The 16,039-nt window shown below is 72.6% G+C and carries 10 protein-coding genes; all 10 read right to left on the bottom strand.

From position 1 onward, the window contains the following. Positions 1-81 precede the first annotated feature (81 nt). The gene (locus AB0F88_RS19160; RefSeq protein ID WP_362685193.1) at positions 82-2,160 is read right to left on the bottom strand and encodes a hypothetical protein; all 2,079 of its coding nucleotides are present in this window, start codon (positions 2,158-2,160) and stop codon (positions 82-84) included. 128 nt (positions 2,161-2,288) lie between these two features. Next, positions 2,289-2,702, bottom strand: coding sequence for a (deoxy)nucleoside triphosphate pyrophosphohydrolase (locus AB0F88_RS19155; RefSeq protein WP_362685190.1), 414 nt, complete (start codon positions 2,700-2,702; stop codon positions 2,289-2,291). A gap of 14 nt (positions 2,703-2,716) precedes the next feature. Continuing rightward, entirely contained in the window at positions 2,717-3,814 is a 1,098-nt protein-coding gene (locus tag AB0F88_RS19150; RefSeq protein ID WP_362685187.1) for a bifunctional lytic transglycosylase/C40 family peptidase, read from the bottom strand. A 187-nt stretch (positions 3,815-4,001) separates the two neighbouring features. Continuing rightward, the gene (locus AB0F88_RS19145) at positions 4,002-4,670 is read right to left on the bottom strand and encodes a hypothetical protein (RefSeq protein ID WP_362685184.1); all 669 of its coding nucleotides are present in this window, start codon (positions 4,668-4,670) and stop codon (positions 4,002-4,004) included. A gap of 2 nt (positions 4,671-4,672) precedes the next feature. Beyond that, positions 4,673-7,174 (bottom strand): type IV secretion system protein, encoded by a 2,502-nt coding sequence (locus tag AB0F88_RS19140; protein WP_362685181.1) that lies wholly within the window; start codon positions 7,172-7,174, stop codon positions 4,673-4,675. Continuing rightward, entirely contained in the window at positions 7,171-9,663 is a 2,493-nt protein-coding gene (locus AB0F88_RS19135; protein WP_362685176.1) for an ATP-binding protein, read from the bottom strand. Before AB0F88_RS19135 ends, AB0F88_RS19140 begins: the two co-directional genes overlap by 4 nt. 352 nt (positions 9,664-10,015) lie before the next feature. Further along, entirely contained in the window at positions 10,016-12,688 is a 2,673-nt protein-coding gene (locus AB0F88_RS19130) for a TcpE family conjugal transfer membrane protein (RefSeq protein WP_362685173.1), read from the bottom strand. 47 nt (positions 12,689-12,735) lie between these two features. Continuing rightward, entirely contained in the window at positions 12,736-13,011 is a 276-nt protein-coding gene (locus AB0F88_RS19125) for a hypothetical protein (protein ID WP_329093688.1), read from the bottom strand. 151 nt (positions 13,012-13,162) lie between these two features. Further along, on the bottom strand, positions 13,163-14,191 hold the full coding sequence (locus tag AB0F88_RS19120) for a conjugal transfer protein (protein ID WP_362685170.1): 1,029 nt from the start codon (positions 14,189-14,191) through the stop codon (positions 13,163-13,165). 684 nt (positions 14,192-14,875) lie between these two features. After that, positions 14,876-15,964 (bottom strand): redox-regulated ATPase YchF, encoded by a 1,089-nt coding sequence (gene ychF, locus AB0F88_RS19115; protein WP_362685167.1) that lies wholly within the window; start codon positions 15,962-15,964, stop codon positions 14,876-14,878. Positions 15,965-16,039 lie beyond the last annotated feature (75 nt).

Below are 16,039 nucleotides of genomic sequence, written 5' to 3'. Positions count from 1 at the left end.
GTCACCGGTGCCCTCCGCGAAATCAACCATGAACACGTCAAAGTAAATACTAGTTGGGCAAAAGTAACAGTAAACCGCGTTTTACAAAACGTGTCGCGACCGGCGGCGGCGCTGGATCCTCCTCTGCAGCCACAGGAGACCGAGCAGCGCTCCCACCGCCGCCCCCACCGCCGGGAGACCCCGGACCCCTGTCAGCAGCGGACTTGACTCGGCGACCGGCTGGACCTGGTCGCTCGGGCCGTCGACGTCCTGCGGGAGGGGTGCGCCCTGCGGGCGCGGGTCCTGCGAAAGGGGCACCTGCGCGGCGGGGAAGGGACCCGCCTGCGGCAGCTGGAGACCGTTCACGAGGCCGGGCATCTGGCCCGCCCCCGCCATTCCCATCGAGACCGGCGGCATCATGGGCCCCTGCGCCCCCGGCGCCCCCGGCGCCCCCGGCCCGCCCGGCATCTGCTGTGCGCCCGGCTGCTGACCCGCTCCCGGGTAACCCGCTCCGGGGTGGCCGGGGGGCAGGGGCCCGCCCATCGGCCCGCCCACCCCCTGCGGCGGCACGCCGGGCTGTCCCATGCCCGGCTGCCCGATCCCCGGATAGCCCGGCATCATCGGCCGGCCCATGCCCTGTCCCGGCATGGCGGGCTGCGGGCCGCCCCCCGGATAGCCGGGAACCATCGGCCCGACCACCGGCCGGCGCGCTCCGGGGCGGCCGGCGATCTTCTGACCGCCCCCCGGGAGGACCGGGCCGAGCGTCTGGAGACCCGGCCCCGTCTGCGGTCCCCCGGGCGGACCGGTCATCGGCAGGCCGATTCCCGGCTGGCCGATGCCCAGCTGGCCGGGACCCGCGTGCCGGAGGGCCGACCGGCCCGCTCCCTGCCCGCGCGCACCGGACCGGCCGGCCGCGTGCCGTTGCCCGCGCGCCTTCCGCCCGGCCGCCTTGCGACCCGTCTGGGAGCCCACGGCCGAGTGGTGCCTGCCGTTCTGTCCCTGAAGTGTGGGAGTGGCGGGCACTCCCACCGGCGGCACGGCGGCCTGCCCCTGACCCGGCGCGCCGGTAGCGGCCTCGGGCGCGACGCCCGGGGCCACGGTGCCGTTTGGAAGCCGCGTCCCCTCCGGCGGAAGACCCGGGGTGACCGGACCCGCGGGACGACCGGGAGCGGCGGCCGCCCCCGGGACCCGGACGGGGGCGGGAGCCACCGGAGCTGCCGCGGGGGATCCGGCCTCCTGCCGTCCGCCCGGTGCGGTGACCCGCGTCTCGTCGGAGGCCGCCGGGCCTCCCGTCGCTCCCGCGTCCCCGGGGAGCGCGCCCGCCCGCGGGCTCACCGGCGCGCCGGCCCCCGGCGACGTTCCCGGCCCGGCGGGAAGCGTGGAAGCCGCCCGGCCCGGAAGCGCGGCGGTGCCGTTCGCCCCCGTACCCGCCGCGCCCGGCCCCACGGCCGGGGGAACGAACGACTTTCCGAGAAGATCGAGCAGGAACGCCGACGTGCGCCGCTCGGCCCTCAGTGCCTCCGCGGCCTCCGCGGCCTCTGCGGCCTCTGCGGCCTCTGCGGCCTGCGAGGTGTCCGGTGCGGCCAGGGGAGCGCCCTCGGCCTCCCCGGCCGTCCGGGGAACCCTGAGGACCATGCTGGCGGCACCTGGCGCCCCGACGCCGCGGGCGCCCGCGGACCTGTCCTCCCTCGCGGCGCGGGCGTGCTCCAGCGTCTCCGGCCCCGCGACGGCCCCGCCCGGCCGCATCGCCGCGTCCGAGCTCTTGATCGTGCTCTGGGCCCGCTGCGTCACCGGCTTGCCGTCGGGCCCGCTCATCCGGGCCAGGGCTGTCACCGTGACGTCCTGCGGGCGCCGCGGCACGGCGAGCAGCACGTCGACGGAACCGCCCCGGGCGGGCAGGGCGCCGATCACGCACACCCCCGCCCCCTTGGGTACGGGTGCCGAGGATCTGGTCTCCTCAGGGCACTCGATGCCCGCGAGCGCCTCGGCGGGGGTCGTCAGGACCGCCAGCCGCGCGTCGGAGCCCGGTCCCTGCAGGCGGATGCGGAAGCGGATCGCCTGGTCGGCGCGGCTTCCCGGCGCCCACGTACCGGTGTCGGCGGCGGCGGCCAGGTCGAGGGGCGGCGCGCCCGGCCCGTCCATCTGGACGGCGTACACCCCCGAGGATCCGAGGATGAGCACCCCCGCTCCAACCGCGGACACTAACCCAGCCCCACGCCACCATACGGTCACCGCATATCTCCGTTCCCCGGGTACGGACACGCGACATCGCCACGTCCAGTAGCAGTTATGTCACGTTGCGGAGTCGATCAATCCTTATTGAACCGACCTTGCCCATCGTTGAGACGACCTTGTACCGCCCGGACGATTGGAAGGTCCGCGGGGAGCCACGCCACCTCGTAAAGCTCGTCCGCGCCCAGCCAGCGCAGATCTAGGTGCTCCCTCGCCTCGGGCTTGCCCTCGGCGACCACCGCGAGCCAGACCCGGAGGACGTAGCCGCCGGCGAGCTCCCAGTCGCCGCCGACGCGCTCGCCCACCTCGATCAGCACGCCGAGTTCCTCCTGGCACTCCCTGACCAGTGCCGTGTGCTCGTCCTCGCCGGGATCGACCTTCCCCCCGGGCAGCTCCCACCCTCCGGCCAGCTCGGGAGGGTCGGCACGCTGGGCGGCGAGCAGTTTTCCGTCACCGTCGACGATGGCGGCGCCCACAACGACCTTTTCCATGGCTCCCGATTCTGTCAGCCCTGCTCCCGCGCCTTCAGCTGCGCGAGGATCTGAGGATGTTGCAACGGCCGGGTGAATCCCACGATCCCGGTACGTTCCCGGTAGGTGGTGACCTTGATCGGCCCGCACAACCGGCATCTCGCCTCGACCATCTTGCCCGGAGAGACCACCATTCCCACGTGCCCGGGACGGTCTGGGCCGGTTCCTGGCCCGGAGTTGAAGAAGACGAGGTCCCCGGCCTGCTCCTCCCCCTCGGGAACCTCTATGCCGAACGGCCACTGGCCGAACGTGGTGCGCGGGATGGTCAGGCCGACGCTCCGGTAGGCCATGTAGATGATCCCCGAGCAGTCGTAGCCGGCCGGGCCCGTGCCGCCCCAGATGTAGGGCTTGCCCCGCTGGGCCAGCGCGTACTCGAGGATCGCGGCCACCGTGCTCGTCGGCGCCGCCTGCAGCATGGGCTCGTCGCAGCTCTCGTCCGCCTCGGGCGGGGTCGTGACCTCGCCGTCCTTGGCGTACTTCCCGGCGATCTCCATGACCTGGTCGACGTACCACCAGGCGCGGTTGTAGACGAACAGCGAACGCCGCACGTCCTCCGGCGCGCCGTTCCGCTTCAGCATCTTCGCCGCGCCTAGGATGGCGTCCGCCGGGTTGTACACGTCGGCCCAGCCGTCTCCGTCGCCGTCGGAGGCGTAGCCGTTGAACGTGGACGGGATCTTGATCTTGGCCTTGCCGCCCCACGTGCTGATGAGAAACTGCATCGGCCCGGCGGCACCCGCGTAGTTGGTGCCGCTCCGCACGCCGGGGAGCGTGGAGCGGCCGTGGTTGGTCTCGCGCTTGCCGACGCCGGCGAGCACGTTCCACTGCACGCCGACCTTCCGGCCGTGCTCGCGGTACAGCTTCAGATACTCCTCGGGGATGTCGGACGTCGCGGTCTCCGACAGGTCCTCCGCCGCCCGCGCGTCCTCCCCGCAGTCGGGTTGCGTCTCCCCGGTGACCGACGGGAAGGACGGGAAACTACTGATCATCATCATCGGCGCCATGATCAGCGTGACCAGGCAGAGCCCGGCGACTCCGAGGATCAGCGCGAGCCGGAGGTGTTTGCCGTCCCTCATGCGACCTCGCCGCCCGTCCCGCCGCGCCGGTACGCGGCCCCGCCGCCCGTCCCGCCACGCCGATACGCGATCCCGCCGCCCGTCCCGCCACGTCCATACGCGACCCCGCCGCGCCGGTACGCGGACCCGCCGCCCGTCCCGCCACGCCCGTACGCAACCCCGCCGCGCCCGTACGCGGTCCCGCCGGTCATCCGGTCGCGCCGGTCTCGAAGGGCTGGTCGTCCCCCTCCTGGCCGGAGTCGGCGGGCTGGAGATCGTGGACCCGCCATTCGGCACCGACCTGGATGAGCGTGACGGCGTACTCCGCGGTCCTCTCGTTCACCCCGCTCCTGGCCGTGACGTTCTGGGTGCCGACGACCACGAAGACCACCGAGGCGCTGTCGATCTGCCGGATGCCCTTCACGCGCGCCGTTCCGACGGAGACGATCTCGTCGGCCTTGTTCGCCTCGACGGTGCCCGGCGAGGTGACGGTCCGCAGCAGCGCCCCCGAGAACTCCGCCGTGACGTACCCCTTGAGACGGTCGCCGTAGACCGCCGGGTCCTCGTCGTAGCTGAAGGTGCCGTACTCGGCGGTGAACCGCTGCGCGTAGTCGGCGGCCGCGGCCAGCTCCTGCTTGGTCATCGGCAGGTAGGAGTAGACGTCGAAGGGCGCGTTGCTGGCCGTCGCCGCCGGGCGCGCCGGCTCCGCGGCCGGCTCCCGGCCCGACGCCACCGTGCGGGTGACGCCCGCCGGCTCCGCCCGGGTCTCCGGGCTCTCCCCGGTGTCCGACCACATGGTCACGTAGATGCCGACCGCGGCGAGTATCACGACCAGCACCGCGAAGACGGCTCCCCGCCGGCTGCCTCCCTCGATCATTGTCAGTCCTTGTCGCGGTTGGACGGGCGCAGCCAGAACGGCGGCGGCTCACCGGCCTCCCCGCCGCGCTCCGCCCGCCTGGTGATCCAGAGCGGCGGCGCCTCGGACGACCTGCCTGCGGAGTCCCGGTTCCGCGGACCACCGGAGCCCCGCGAGGAGCCACCGCCGCCGAAGATGCTCCCGCCGGAACCGCCGGAACCCGAGGAGCCGCGCGAGGACCCGCCGCCGTTACGCGATCCCGAGCCGGAGCCGCCCCGCGAGGAGCCCGAACCCGAGGAGCCCCGGGAGGAGCCACCGCCGCCGAAGATGCTCGTGCCCGAACGACCGCCCCCCGAGGAGCCGGAGGAACCCGAGGACCTGCCCGCCGGGGGCGCCGAGGGCCTGACCGCCGGCGCACCGGACGACCTGCCCGCCGAGGAGGACCCGCCGCCCGAGGACGACCGGCCGCCCGAGCCTCCCTGCGGGGCCCAGCCGCCGGAACGGCCGCCGAACCAGCCGCTCGACCCGCCCGAGCCGCTCGACCCGCGCCCGGAGGAGCCTCCGGACCTGGTGGGGGGCGCGCCGCCTCCCGTACCGGCTCCGGAGAGGTTGAGCGGCGGCGCCGCGCCGGGGCGGGCCGCGGTGACCGGCCTGCCGGCGCCCCTGCGCCGCCCGGCCGCCTGGGAGTCGGTGTCGAGCGGAGCCGGTTGCGCGCCCGCCGGGACCCGGGTGCCCGACGGCGTGGCCGGCGTGGCACCGCCGTCCTCGCCGCGGACCCTGCCCTGGGCGACCGAGGCGGCCGCCGCCGCGCCGACGGAGGCCCCGCCGGCCATCGCGGCCGCCTGCAGCATCGGCTCGGCCTTGCGCATGCCCCACCGGCCCGCCCTGGCCGCCGCGACCGGCGGCAGCACGGACGCGGCCCGCTGCAGGGTCGGCGCGGTCGCCGCGTCGCCGAGCATCCGGGTGGTGAGCGTGTGCCCGTCCATGGACGAGAACAGGTGCTGGAACGGCCGCCGGTAGAAGAACACCGCGATCGTCAGGATCGCCATGAACATGACCTGCATGCCCCACGGCATCGCCGTGGAGATGATCAGGGCGTAGCCGTACACGAGCACGCCGAGGACGAGGGCGAGCACGGCCTGTCTGAGCAGGGTGCCTATCAGCATCTCCACCCAGCGCATGGCGATGATCCGCCCGGATCCCGGATGGACGCCGATCAGCAGGAAGACCGGCGCGAGGATCAGCAGCAGCAGGAAGCCGACCTTGAGGACCAGCAGCGAGACCGCCACCAGGAAGATCAGCAGTCCCGCGACCACCGCGGCCATGAGGGCGCCGATCGCGACCCCCAGGCGGCTCGTCCAGTCCTTGCCCTGGAAAAGGGGGAAGACCGGCGTGTTCTGCAGCTTGTCGGCGACCTCGGTCTCATATCGTGCCTGGTGGGAGTTCGCCTCCGGCATCTGCTCGGCCTTCATCTCGGCCGCGTCGATCGTCTGGATCTCCAGCAGTTTCGCGCCGAACACCTTGATGATGGGGGCGTCGGCGTCGGCCGTGCCGAACTGGCCCATCAGCCACGGCTTGCAGACCAGGGTGGACCAGAGCGCGTCGGAGTTCTGCTCGACGCCGGGCACGCCGCTCTGGCCGTACCCGCCGCTCTTGACCTGCGGGTTGGCGTCGCCCTTGGCCGGCAGGCAGGAGGTCCCGCCCGCGCCGGGGAGCCCGGAGAAGGCGGAGTTGACCACCTCGCCGGTCTTGTCGGTGACGACCTTGCCCAGCCCCGTGAGGTCGCCGGGGCGGCTGAAGAACCAGACCGCCACGGTGACCGCGAGGACCATCCAGATGACGCCCTCGGCGGTGGTGGTGGCGCGCTTGCGGATCAGCCCGTACCAGGCCAGCCAGATGGCGCCGAGGATCACCAGCGGCCGCAGGTACGGCCAGTACATGGCGTCGGCCAGGCGGACCACCATGTCGTCGACCACGTTCTTGATCGATTCCAGCGGGCCCTCGGTGGCCGCCGCCTGGTAGGTCGTGATGGTCAGCCGGTCCAGCGCCTTGGCCCACAGGAAGACCGTGTTGGCCATCGCGTTGCCCATCACCGCCGCGATGTCGTCGCAGCCGAGCAGGTGGGTGTGCCAGAACTGGCCGCTCATGCCGTACGTCGCGTAGTTGCCCTGGACCGCCGGGGCCTGTGCCGCCGGGGCGCCCGGCTGGGCGGCGTCGGGAAGCGGCGGCTGGATCAGGCCGTCGACGCCTCCGGCGACCATGTCCGGGGACAGGTCGGGAGACATGTCGCAGGGAGCCGCGGCGACGGCCGTGGACGTGTCGGCGGGGAACACCAGCGGCAGCGCGAGGAAGGCGGCCAGCGCCACCAGCCCGATGGCGATCCGCCTGCCCAGCCGTCCCCTGCGGGAACCCCTCCCGCGGGAGCCCGTCGCCCCGCGAAGCCTGCGAAGCCCAAGAGGACCCTTCGGCCCCTTGGGGGACCGTCTCTCACGAGAGCCCTCACGCCCCTTGCGGGAGCCTTTCATGACCGCACCTCCAGCGCCGCAGCCCCCGGCCTACCGACTCTGTCGCCCCCAGGAAGATCATGCACTTTCTCGTCGGGTTTGTCGTGGGTCGGATTCGTGTCCAGCCAGCGCAGCAGCTCATCCGAGATAAGGTCCACCCCGATACGGCCCGCGCGACCGTCCAGATCCCGGAAGACGCATTCGCCGTTACCGAGCGAGCGCAGCACCGCCTTGTGCTCCTCGGACGGTTCGACCCCGAGGAGCGCCATCACGTGCTCCACCTCGACCCGTTCGGTGGAGCGGAACGCGAAGACCGACGACAGGCAGTTGGTCACCTGCTCGCTCAGCAGGTCTCCGGCGTTCTGCGAGACCAGGACCAGCGCCGTGTTGCGGGAGCGGCCCATCCGGCTGACCTCGGGCACCAGCTTGGCGCCCTCGGGAGTGGAGGTGATCGCCCAAGCCTCGTCCAGGAAGATCGCCTTGGGCGTCCGCCGGTCCAGGCCGTTCATCAGACCCCGCGCGAACTGCGCGACGAGGTAGAGCAGCGCCACCGACAGCCTCTGCTCGTACGAGTAGTCGTCGCGGCCGGTGGAGGCGTCGGGCAGCGTCAGGCCGCCCAGGGTGAAGACCGTGGTCCAGCCCTCGGTGTCGATCTGGTCGCCGCCCGAGGGGTCGAAGCAGAGCCTGGCCAGATGCATGTCCGACATGGAGCGGAGCACCGCGCCCAGGTTCTTGGAGGCGGCGTCCTCGGCCCGCTCCAGGAAGTCGACGACCTTGCCCAGCGACGGGTCCTCGGCGTTGGACACCGCGGCGACCGCCTGGATCATCGCCGACTCGCGCTCCTCCGACATGCGAGGCAGCAGCAGCCGCAGCGTCTCGGTGGCCATCGTCTTCTTGGCCGCCAGGTCGTCGCCGAACGAGAACGGGTCCAGCAGGCCGGGAGCCGCCGAGCCCAGGGGGATGATCCGCGCCTTCCTGCCCCGCTTCTTCAGCAGCTGCACCAGCGAGTCGGCGTCGCCCTTGGGGTCGATGACCGCGACCGTCACCCCGCGCAGCGCCATCTGGTAGATCATCAGCAGCGCCAGCGTGGTCTTGCCGCCGCCGGGCTCGCCGGTGATGGCGATGGCCGTCGGCCGGTTGCGCGTCGCCGCCACCAGCGGGTCGAAGTGCACGATGCTGCGGGCCCGGCCCAGGGTCTCCCCGACGTACGGGCCCATCCAGCCCGAGGCGCTCTCGTCCACCCGGTCGCCCAGGTCGACGGTGGCGGTGGCCATGCCGCCCGCGATGGTGCGCAGCGGCTGCCGCTGCGCGTAGGCGTTGACCCGGACCCGCTCTCCCGGCAGCGTCTCGCAGAACAGCGAGAACTGGTCGCCGGTGGAGTTGACGATGTCGATGCCCATGTCGCGGTAGTGCTCCACGACCGCCTCGACCCGCTGCACGCAGATCTCCTCGGTCGGGGCCGACACGATCAGGCGGTGCCAGCCGTACACGAACGGCAGGCGCTCCTTGGTGATGCCGTGCTCCAGCATCCGGGCCGCGTCGATCTGCTCGGCCAGGGCCAGCGGCGCCTCCGCGCCCGCCTCGCGGATGTGGATGTCCATGTCGCGGGCGTGGGCGAGCTTGCGCGCCACGTCCTTGCTCGCCTTGACCGGCGGGATCAGCCGCATCCTCGAACTGATCTCCACCGGGAAGGGCAGCTGGTCGGCGAAGTGCATCCACGGCTCGCCGTCGGGGAAGGGCATGAGGTCGGGGAAGCGGGCGAAGGACATGTGCGCCACGTAGGAGTCGCCCTGCGGCTGCTCGATGCGCAGCAGCGCCCTGCCGTTGTGGATCTGCCCCTCGACGAGGGACTCGATCTCCCCCTGCCCCCACCGGCGCTTGGGGCTCGCCGAGGCCGGAGGGTCGCCGAGGGACCCGGTCGTGGCGTGCTGGAAGAGCCAGGCGAGCTCGACGGAGGTGGCGTGCCTGGCGTACAGCGCGCTGGCGGACAGCGCCCTGCCCAGCCGCTCCGCCTGCTCGGACCACTTGGCGATCTCGGCCTTGGGGACGTGGTCGTCCTCGATGCCCAGGGCCTTCTCGCTGCGCTGGTAGAAGCCGAAGAGCTGTGAGAGGACCCCGGTGCCCAGCTGCCGCCCGCGCGTGCCGAGCCGCACGCCGAGGTAGACCTCCTTGGTCCAGAAGTCCTTGGCCCAGACGTGGCGGTACATGTCCTCCAGGTAGTCGCGCCAGCCCGGCCCCTCGTCGGAGGTGGCGTTCAGCGCCATCGCCCACTCGGCGGCGGGGTAGGTGCGGTGCGCCACGCGCAGGTGGACCTCGGCGTCGGGCATGCGGATGGCGGCCAGCGCGATCGTGATGTTGGTGGCCAGCGCCTCCCGCTCCTCGGGGGTGATGAACTCGTAGCTCACGGTGGGAAGCCTGAAGTAGGCCCAGACCGACGAGTCGGTCAGCAGGATCCGATCGTCGAAGTATCGGACGGCCAGACGGCTGCGCGTCCGGGAGGCGCGGCTCACAGCCCCTCCCCCACCGCGCGCGCGGTCCCGCCTCCGCGGCCTTCACGGCCCTCACGGCCTCCGCGGCCTCCATGGCTTTCGTGGTCTCCGCGGCTTTCGTGGCCTCCGGACCCCTCGCCGGCCCGGATCCCGTCGCACCCGCTCGCCCGCACCTCGCCCGGCCCACCCTGACGAACCCCGCCGAGGCGGCCCGTACCGGCCCGCTCCGGTCCGGCCAGGCCCGGCCCGGCCGCACGAACCTCGTACGACCCGTTCGCCCGCGCCCGGCCCGACCCGCTCGCCCGGACGCCGGCCTGCCTCACCACCTGGACCTCGTCTCGCCCGTTCACCACATCTCCTCGCGCCCGGGGGATCACTGGGCTAGTTCCTCCTCGCTGGGTCGACCCGCCTGAACCGTTCCGAAGCCCGCCACGACGACACCGGCCAGGGCGAGGTACGCCCGGCGGCCCGGTGCCCTCAGGTGGGACGGTTCCACCCGATCGGCCCTGCCGGGGGCCAGCGCGTCCTCCCAGGGAACCCGGACGATCGCCCGGCACCTGCCCCGCGCGACCGCCTCGGCCTGCTCCACGTCGGCCATGCTGCGGCGGCTCACCCCGTTGACGACCATGACCGCCCGGTGGCGCAGGTCGGCGCAGCCGTGCCCGTCGAGCCACTCGTAGGTCATGGCCACCGCGTCCGGCCCGTCCTCGCTGGCCGGGACGACGAGGACGAGCTGATCGGCGTAGGGGAGGACCCGCGCGGCCAGGGCGGCCGCCGGGTCCACGACGATCGTCTTGTAGTGCCGGTCGAGCATGTCCATCGCCTGGCCGAGCCGCCGGTCGGAGAAGAGCGTGCGGTCCGACAGGCGCTGCTCGGCACCGGCGTCGCTGTCTCCGGCGAGGACCTCCAGCCCCGAGGCGCAGCGGCTGGTGTAGGCGCGCATGCCGAGGTATCCCTGGACGTTGTCGAGCCCGGAGAGCAGGGAACTCAGGGTCTCGGGCGACTCGCCCTGGATCCTGCCGGACAGGGCGTGGGAGCCGGTGCTGGCGTCGACCGCGAGAACCCGGTCCTCCCGGTAACGGGCGAGGGTGTGGCCGAGCATGAGCGCGGTCGTGGTCTGCCCGGCACCGCCGGTGCATCCTAGGACCACCACCCGGCGGCTGCCGCTGAACACCGCCCTGGCCCGCGCCTCGTCGATCTCCGAGCCGTCCGTACGGCCACCGCCGCCGGGTCCGATCACCACCTGGGCGAGCCGCCGCCAGCCGCCCGAGGAGTCCCGGCCGACCACCGACTCCACCCGGCGGACCCTGGTCTCGGCCTCGCCGCGCGGGGAACCTGTCACCGGCACCGCGGGGGCGACCGGATCCGCCGTGGCCGATCCCGAAGGGACCGCGCGGATCGACACGCCGCTTCCCTGGACGCCGGTACCAGCCGGGGCACCGGGCCCTCCCTGCGCGCCCGTGTTCCTCTCCGGCGGCCACGCCTGCGAGGTGGCGGCCGGTCGCCCGATCGGCGCGGGCTGCCCCTTGCGGTGCTGGCGCCGCGCGCTCTCCTCGTCCTGCCTGTCCTGCGGGAGCCCGGCCGCTTCCGTGGCGCGGTGCCCGATCGGCGCCGGTCCGACGAACCTCGGCACGAAGGAAGGAACGCCCGGGGCGGAGGGCTTCCCCGCGGGGTCGGGCACGACGGTCGGCCGCTCGGCGGGCACCTCACGGGCCGGGGCGGGCGTCTCCACCCGAGGCGGCTCGGGAACCGAGGGCGGCGGCACGGCCGGGGCCTCCGGCCGCTGCCGGACGGAAGGCTTCGAGGTGGGGGCGACGGCCTCGAAGGGCACGGCGGTCTCAAAGGGCGCGGCGGGCGCGGCGGGCGCGATCACCTCGGGGGGCGCGGCCGGCGGGGTCGGCACGGGAGGCGTGTTCGCCGCGGCCGGGGCGGTGGCGGCGCGCTGGGCCTCGGCGGAGGCCGCGAGCCTGCGCAGGCGCCGCAGCGCCTCGGTGCCGATGGGAGCGGCCGGAGCCGCGGTCGCGCCGGACGCCGCCGGAGCCTCGTCCCTCGAATCGCCCGCCTGCCCCGCGGCGGATCCGGCCGCCGGAACACGGTCCTCCCGCCTCCCGGGCCGTCCGGTGGAGGGGTCGGCGGACGGATGCGAGACCGAGCCCACGACCGGCGTACCGGGCACGGACCCGGTCTCCTCGGCGGACGCGGCGACCTTGGAGGCGGACGCGGAGGCCCCGGAGCCGGACGCGGAGGCTTCGGAGTCCTTGGAGGCGGGAACCTCGGAGGCGGCCCCGGGCTCGGCGAGCTCGGAGGCTGGGGTCTCGACGGGCCCCGGGAGGGACGACACGACGGGCAGGGGCGCGCGCGGCACGGAAGGCGCGAAAGGCGCGGGAGGCATCGGGAGGACGGCGGGGACGACGACCGGGGGCGCCTCAACGGCCCAGGGAGCCTCGACGGCCCGAGGCGCCTCGACGGCCGAGGGCCGGCCGAGAGCCGGGGCGGCGCCCTGTCGAGGAGCGTGGACCTCGGCCCAGGCGACGCGCTCGCGGGCCACCGGAGCGGTGGCGGCGGCCGCCGCGGCGGCGGCCACGGCGGGACGCACCTCGCGCGAGCGGGCGGCGGCGCGCTTGGACTGGGCGTGCCTGGCCTTGCGCGACGCCTTGACCCGTACGGCCGCGTGCTGCGGCGCGGCCCGCCAGATCCGGCCGCTCAGCGTGACCTCGGCGGGCTCGGAGAGAGGGGCCATCCGGCACCAGGTGCGCGGCTCCCCCACGTAGCGGGCCTGCGACTGGAGCAGCTCGGTGAGCCGCTTGCTCTCGATCACCGGCCGGGTGGAGAGCCAGGTGACGATACCGGGCGGCACCAGGTAGAGCACGTGCCAGGGGGCGGCGAAGGGCAGGCCGAGCAGGTAGAGAAGCAGCGACCACGGGGCCAGCACTCCCACGAACCCACCGATCCAGACGATCGGGAGCGGCATCGGCAGCCGTAGGTCGTACAGCTTGTAGAGCCGCTTCTCGATCCTCCAGATATTGGTGTACGTGGGCAGATCCACGTGATCCTCCTCTCCGCCTCTCCTTGTTTGACCGTTCGAACCCGGTCTCAACCCCCCGAGATGCCCAGTGCGCCCGCGATCGCCTTGGCAGTCACCTCGATGATGTTCGGCACGTAGAAGATCACTCCGATGGCGATCGCCAGGATGATGAACTGGACGAACCTGGTGATCTCACGGGTGAAGAGGAAGAAGAGGGCCACCACCGAGACGATGACCAGGAAGAGCGGGGCGAAGAAGCTGCGGAGGAAGTCGGCGAGGCCCTCGGTGTTGACGCCCGCCGGAGGAGCTGTGGGCTGAGCGAGCTCTATGGCGCTCAGCAGCATGGTCTTGAGAATCACTTCTTGTCCTCCGTACTCACGATCGTGCCCGCCGGGCGGCGACGGGCCCGCGGCGCGTAAGCGCGGGGACCCGGACCGGCGGCTCATCGATCAAGGGGGGTCTGCTCACCGTGGACCGGCACCATTCGATCATGCGTTACCCCGCCACAGATCGATATGCGCCGCGGATGTCCTTGACGAACCATTTGTCGCCTTGCTTGACCATGGTGAGCAAGTAGGACTGTTCCAGCTTGCCTCCTGTTTGGCCGGGGTCGGCGGGCTCCGGCTCGGCGGACGGCTCCGCCTTCGACGGGACACCCCACAGGACCGTCGCGGTCACCTTGCGGGTGGCCCCCCCGTCGAGGGGCACCATGAAGTCCTTGAGCTGCTGGAAGGTGAACGCGCCGCCGAACCCCTGCAGGGTGACCCCGGCGTCGGCGTACTGCTGCAGCGCGGTGGTGTCACCCGCGTACGCCCTGAAGAAGTCCTCGAGCGTGGTGCGCAGTTCCTGCTCCGCGGTTCGGTCGCGCTCGGGCGCGGCCTTGGGCGGCAGGTCGGCCACCCTCGGCGCGGGCAGGATGCCCGGACGCCCGGCGACGACGAACCTCTTCGCGGCCCGGTTGTGGTAGACGGGCACCGACAGGAGCTGGCGGCGGTCATCCGACTGGTAGGCGACGGTGACGACGGCGTTGGCGGTGTCGACGACCTCGATCCCGTACGGTTGCACCGCTCCAGCGCTCATCCTCCCGAAACCGTCCCAGCCGAACTGCGCCTCGGCGCCCTCGGGCAGGTAGGGGGCGAGCCTCGCCTCCCTCTCCGAGAGGCGGGCCCCGTCGAAGTTCAGGTAGACCTCGGCGAACTGCGCCGCGAAGGCCGAGGCCTGGGCCGTGGGGAATCCGTCGTCCGGCACGGACGCCGCGCCGGAGGGGGCGTTCTGCTGGGTGAAGCGCTCGAAGGGCGCACGGACCCCGTTCACCACGATGACGACGATCAGCGCCCAGAGCACGGCACGGCCGGTCCACACCAGCCAGCGACCGCCTCCACCGGACCAGCGTCCGCGCGACGCGCCCCGCCCGCGCGCCGGAGCGCGATCGAGATCGGAATCGTCGGGAAAGTCCGGGTATGCCGACAGCTCGGGGTCGCCAGCGATCCGGGGATCACGCTGGACCGTCGACCTTCGAGCCATCACGCCTCCGCTCGCGTCAATCCTCGGCCGGTGCGGGGTCGTATCGCCGCCGATCCCATTGGCCATGGTGACGCACTTACTCTAGCCGCCCAGCCGATTCTTCCAGGAAAGCCACGCCTATGCTGCAGGCATCGCGATGACTGAGCAAACCCGGTCTGGAACGCCGACGAGGCCGCCGATGCCGCCGATGACCCGCGAAAAGCGCATTACCCCTGGCCAGCGCGTGGGCTGATTACTCAAAAGCCACCCATTGCTAACTGGACGGCCCCCGGACTGTCGCGACCTGCGCATTTAACACGAAATACGTCACCTAGGGTGACAACCCCCAAATAGCGTGACTCAGCACGTCCGGCCAGGGATGGACCCTCGGATGCGGTGGGCAATCGTCCGGGCCTGCCTGTGTCCGGGCCTGTCTGGGCGGCGGAAAGCACGACGGGGGTGAGTGAGGGGTCCGGAGTGCCCCTGGCACGCGCGGCGCCGCGCCCCTCGCCGGAACCCGGTCGGCCCACCCCGCCCCGGGTGCCCGTACCCCACACCCATGGACGTGACCCCCGACGGCGGGCAGGCCGCGTTCCCTCGGGTCCCCTCAGATCCCCACGGGCCCCCTCGGAAGGGAACACCCGGCCGCCCCACCGGCGGGCCGGGGACTCCTTCGTGACACGTGAGTTCGTGACCCGCGAGCGGTCAGACGTTGAAGCGGAACTCCACCACGTCGCCGTCGCGCATGACGTAGTCCTTGCCCTCGATACGGGCCTTGCCCGCCTGGCGGGCGGAGGCGATGGACCCGGCCTCCACGAGCTCGTCGAAGGAGACGATCTCGGCCTTGATGAAACCGCGCTGGAAGTCGGTGTGGATGACCCCGGCCGCCTCGGGGGCGGTGGCGCCCTTGCGGATCGTCCAGGCCCTGGTCTCCTTGGGGCCGGCGGTCAGGTAGGTCTGCAGCCCCAGGGTCTCGAAGCCCACCCTGGCCAGCTGGGTCAGCCCCGACTCCTCCTGGCCGACGGACTGCAGGAGCTCCAGCGCCTCGGCGTCGTCGAGCTCGACGAGCTCGGACTCGATCTTCGCGTCGAGGAAGACGGCCTCGGCCGGTGCGACGAGCGCCGACAGCTGGGCCCGGAGCTTGTCGTCCACCAGCTCGTCGGCGTCGAGGTTGAAGACGTACAGGAACGGCTTGGCCGTCAGCAGGTGCAGCTCGCGCAGGTCCTTCGGGTCGATGCCCGCGCCCTTGGCCCCGGCGTACAGGGTGGTGCCGCCGTCGAGGAGCTTGAACGCCGCCTCCGCCGCGTCGAGCGCGGCCTTGCGGTCCTTGTTGGTCCTGGACTCCTTCTGCAGGCGGGGAATCGCCTTCTCCAGCGTCTGCAGGTCGGCGAGGATCAGCTCGGTGTTGATCGTCTCGATGTCGCGCCCGGGGGCGACGCCGCCGTCCACGTGGGTCACGTCGGGGTCGTTGAAGACCCGGATGACCTGGCAGATCGCGTCGGTGTCACGGATGTTGGCGAGGAACTGGTTGCCTCGCCCCTGTCCCTCCGAGGCGCCGCGGACCAGACCCGCGATGTCGACGAACTCGACCTTCGCCGGAAGGATCTTGGCGGATCCGAAGATCTCGGCCAGCTTCTCAAGACGCGGGTCGGGAACGCCGACGATGCCCACGTTGGGCTCGATGGTGGCGAACGGATAGTTCGCCGCCAGGGCGTTGGCGGTCTTCGTCAGCGCGTTGAAAAGCGTTGACTTGCCGACGTTGGGCAATCCGACGATGCCGATGCTCAGGCTCACGTGAGCCGAGTTTACGCGGAATGACCCACTGCTACCCGCCACGGACGGGTCACAGGTGAGAGTCACGGGCACGGA

Source organism: Streptosporangium sp. NPDC023963, from assembly GCF_040639135.1.
Lineage (GTDB): Bacteria > Actinomycetota > Actinomycetes > Streptosporangiales > Streptosporangiaceae > Streptosporangium.
Note: the sequence above shows the minus strand (reverse complement) of the source record. Positions and strands in the feature narration are given on the sequence as shown.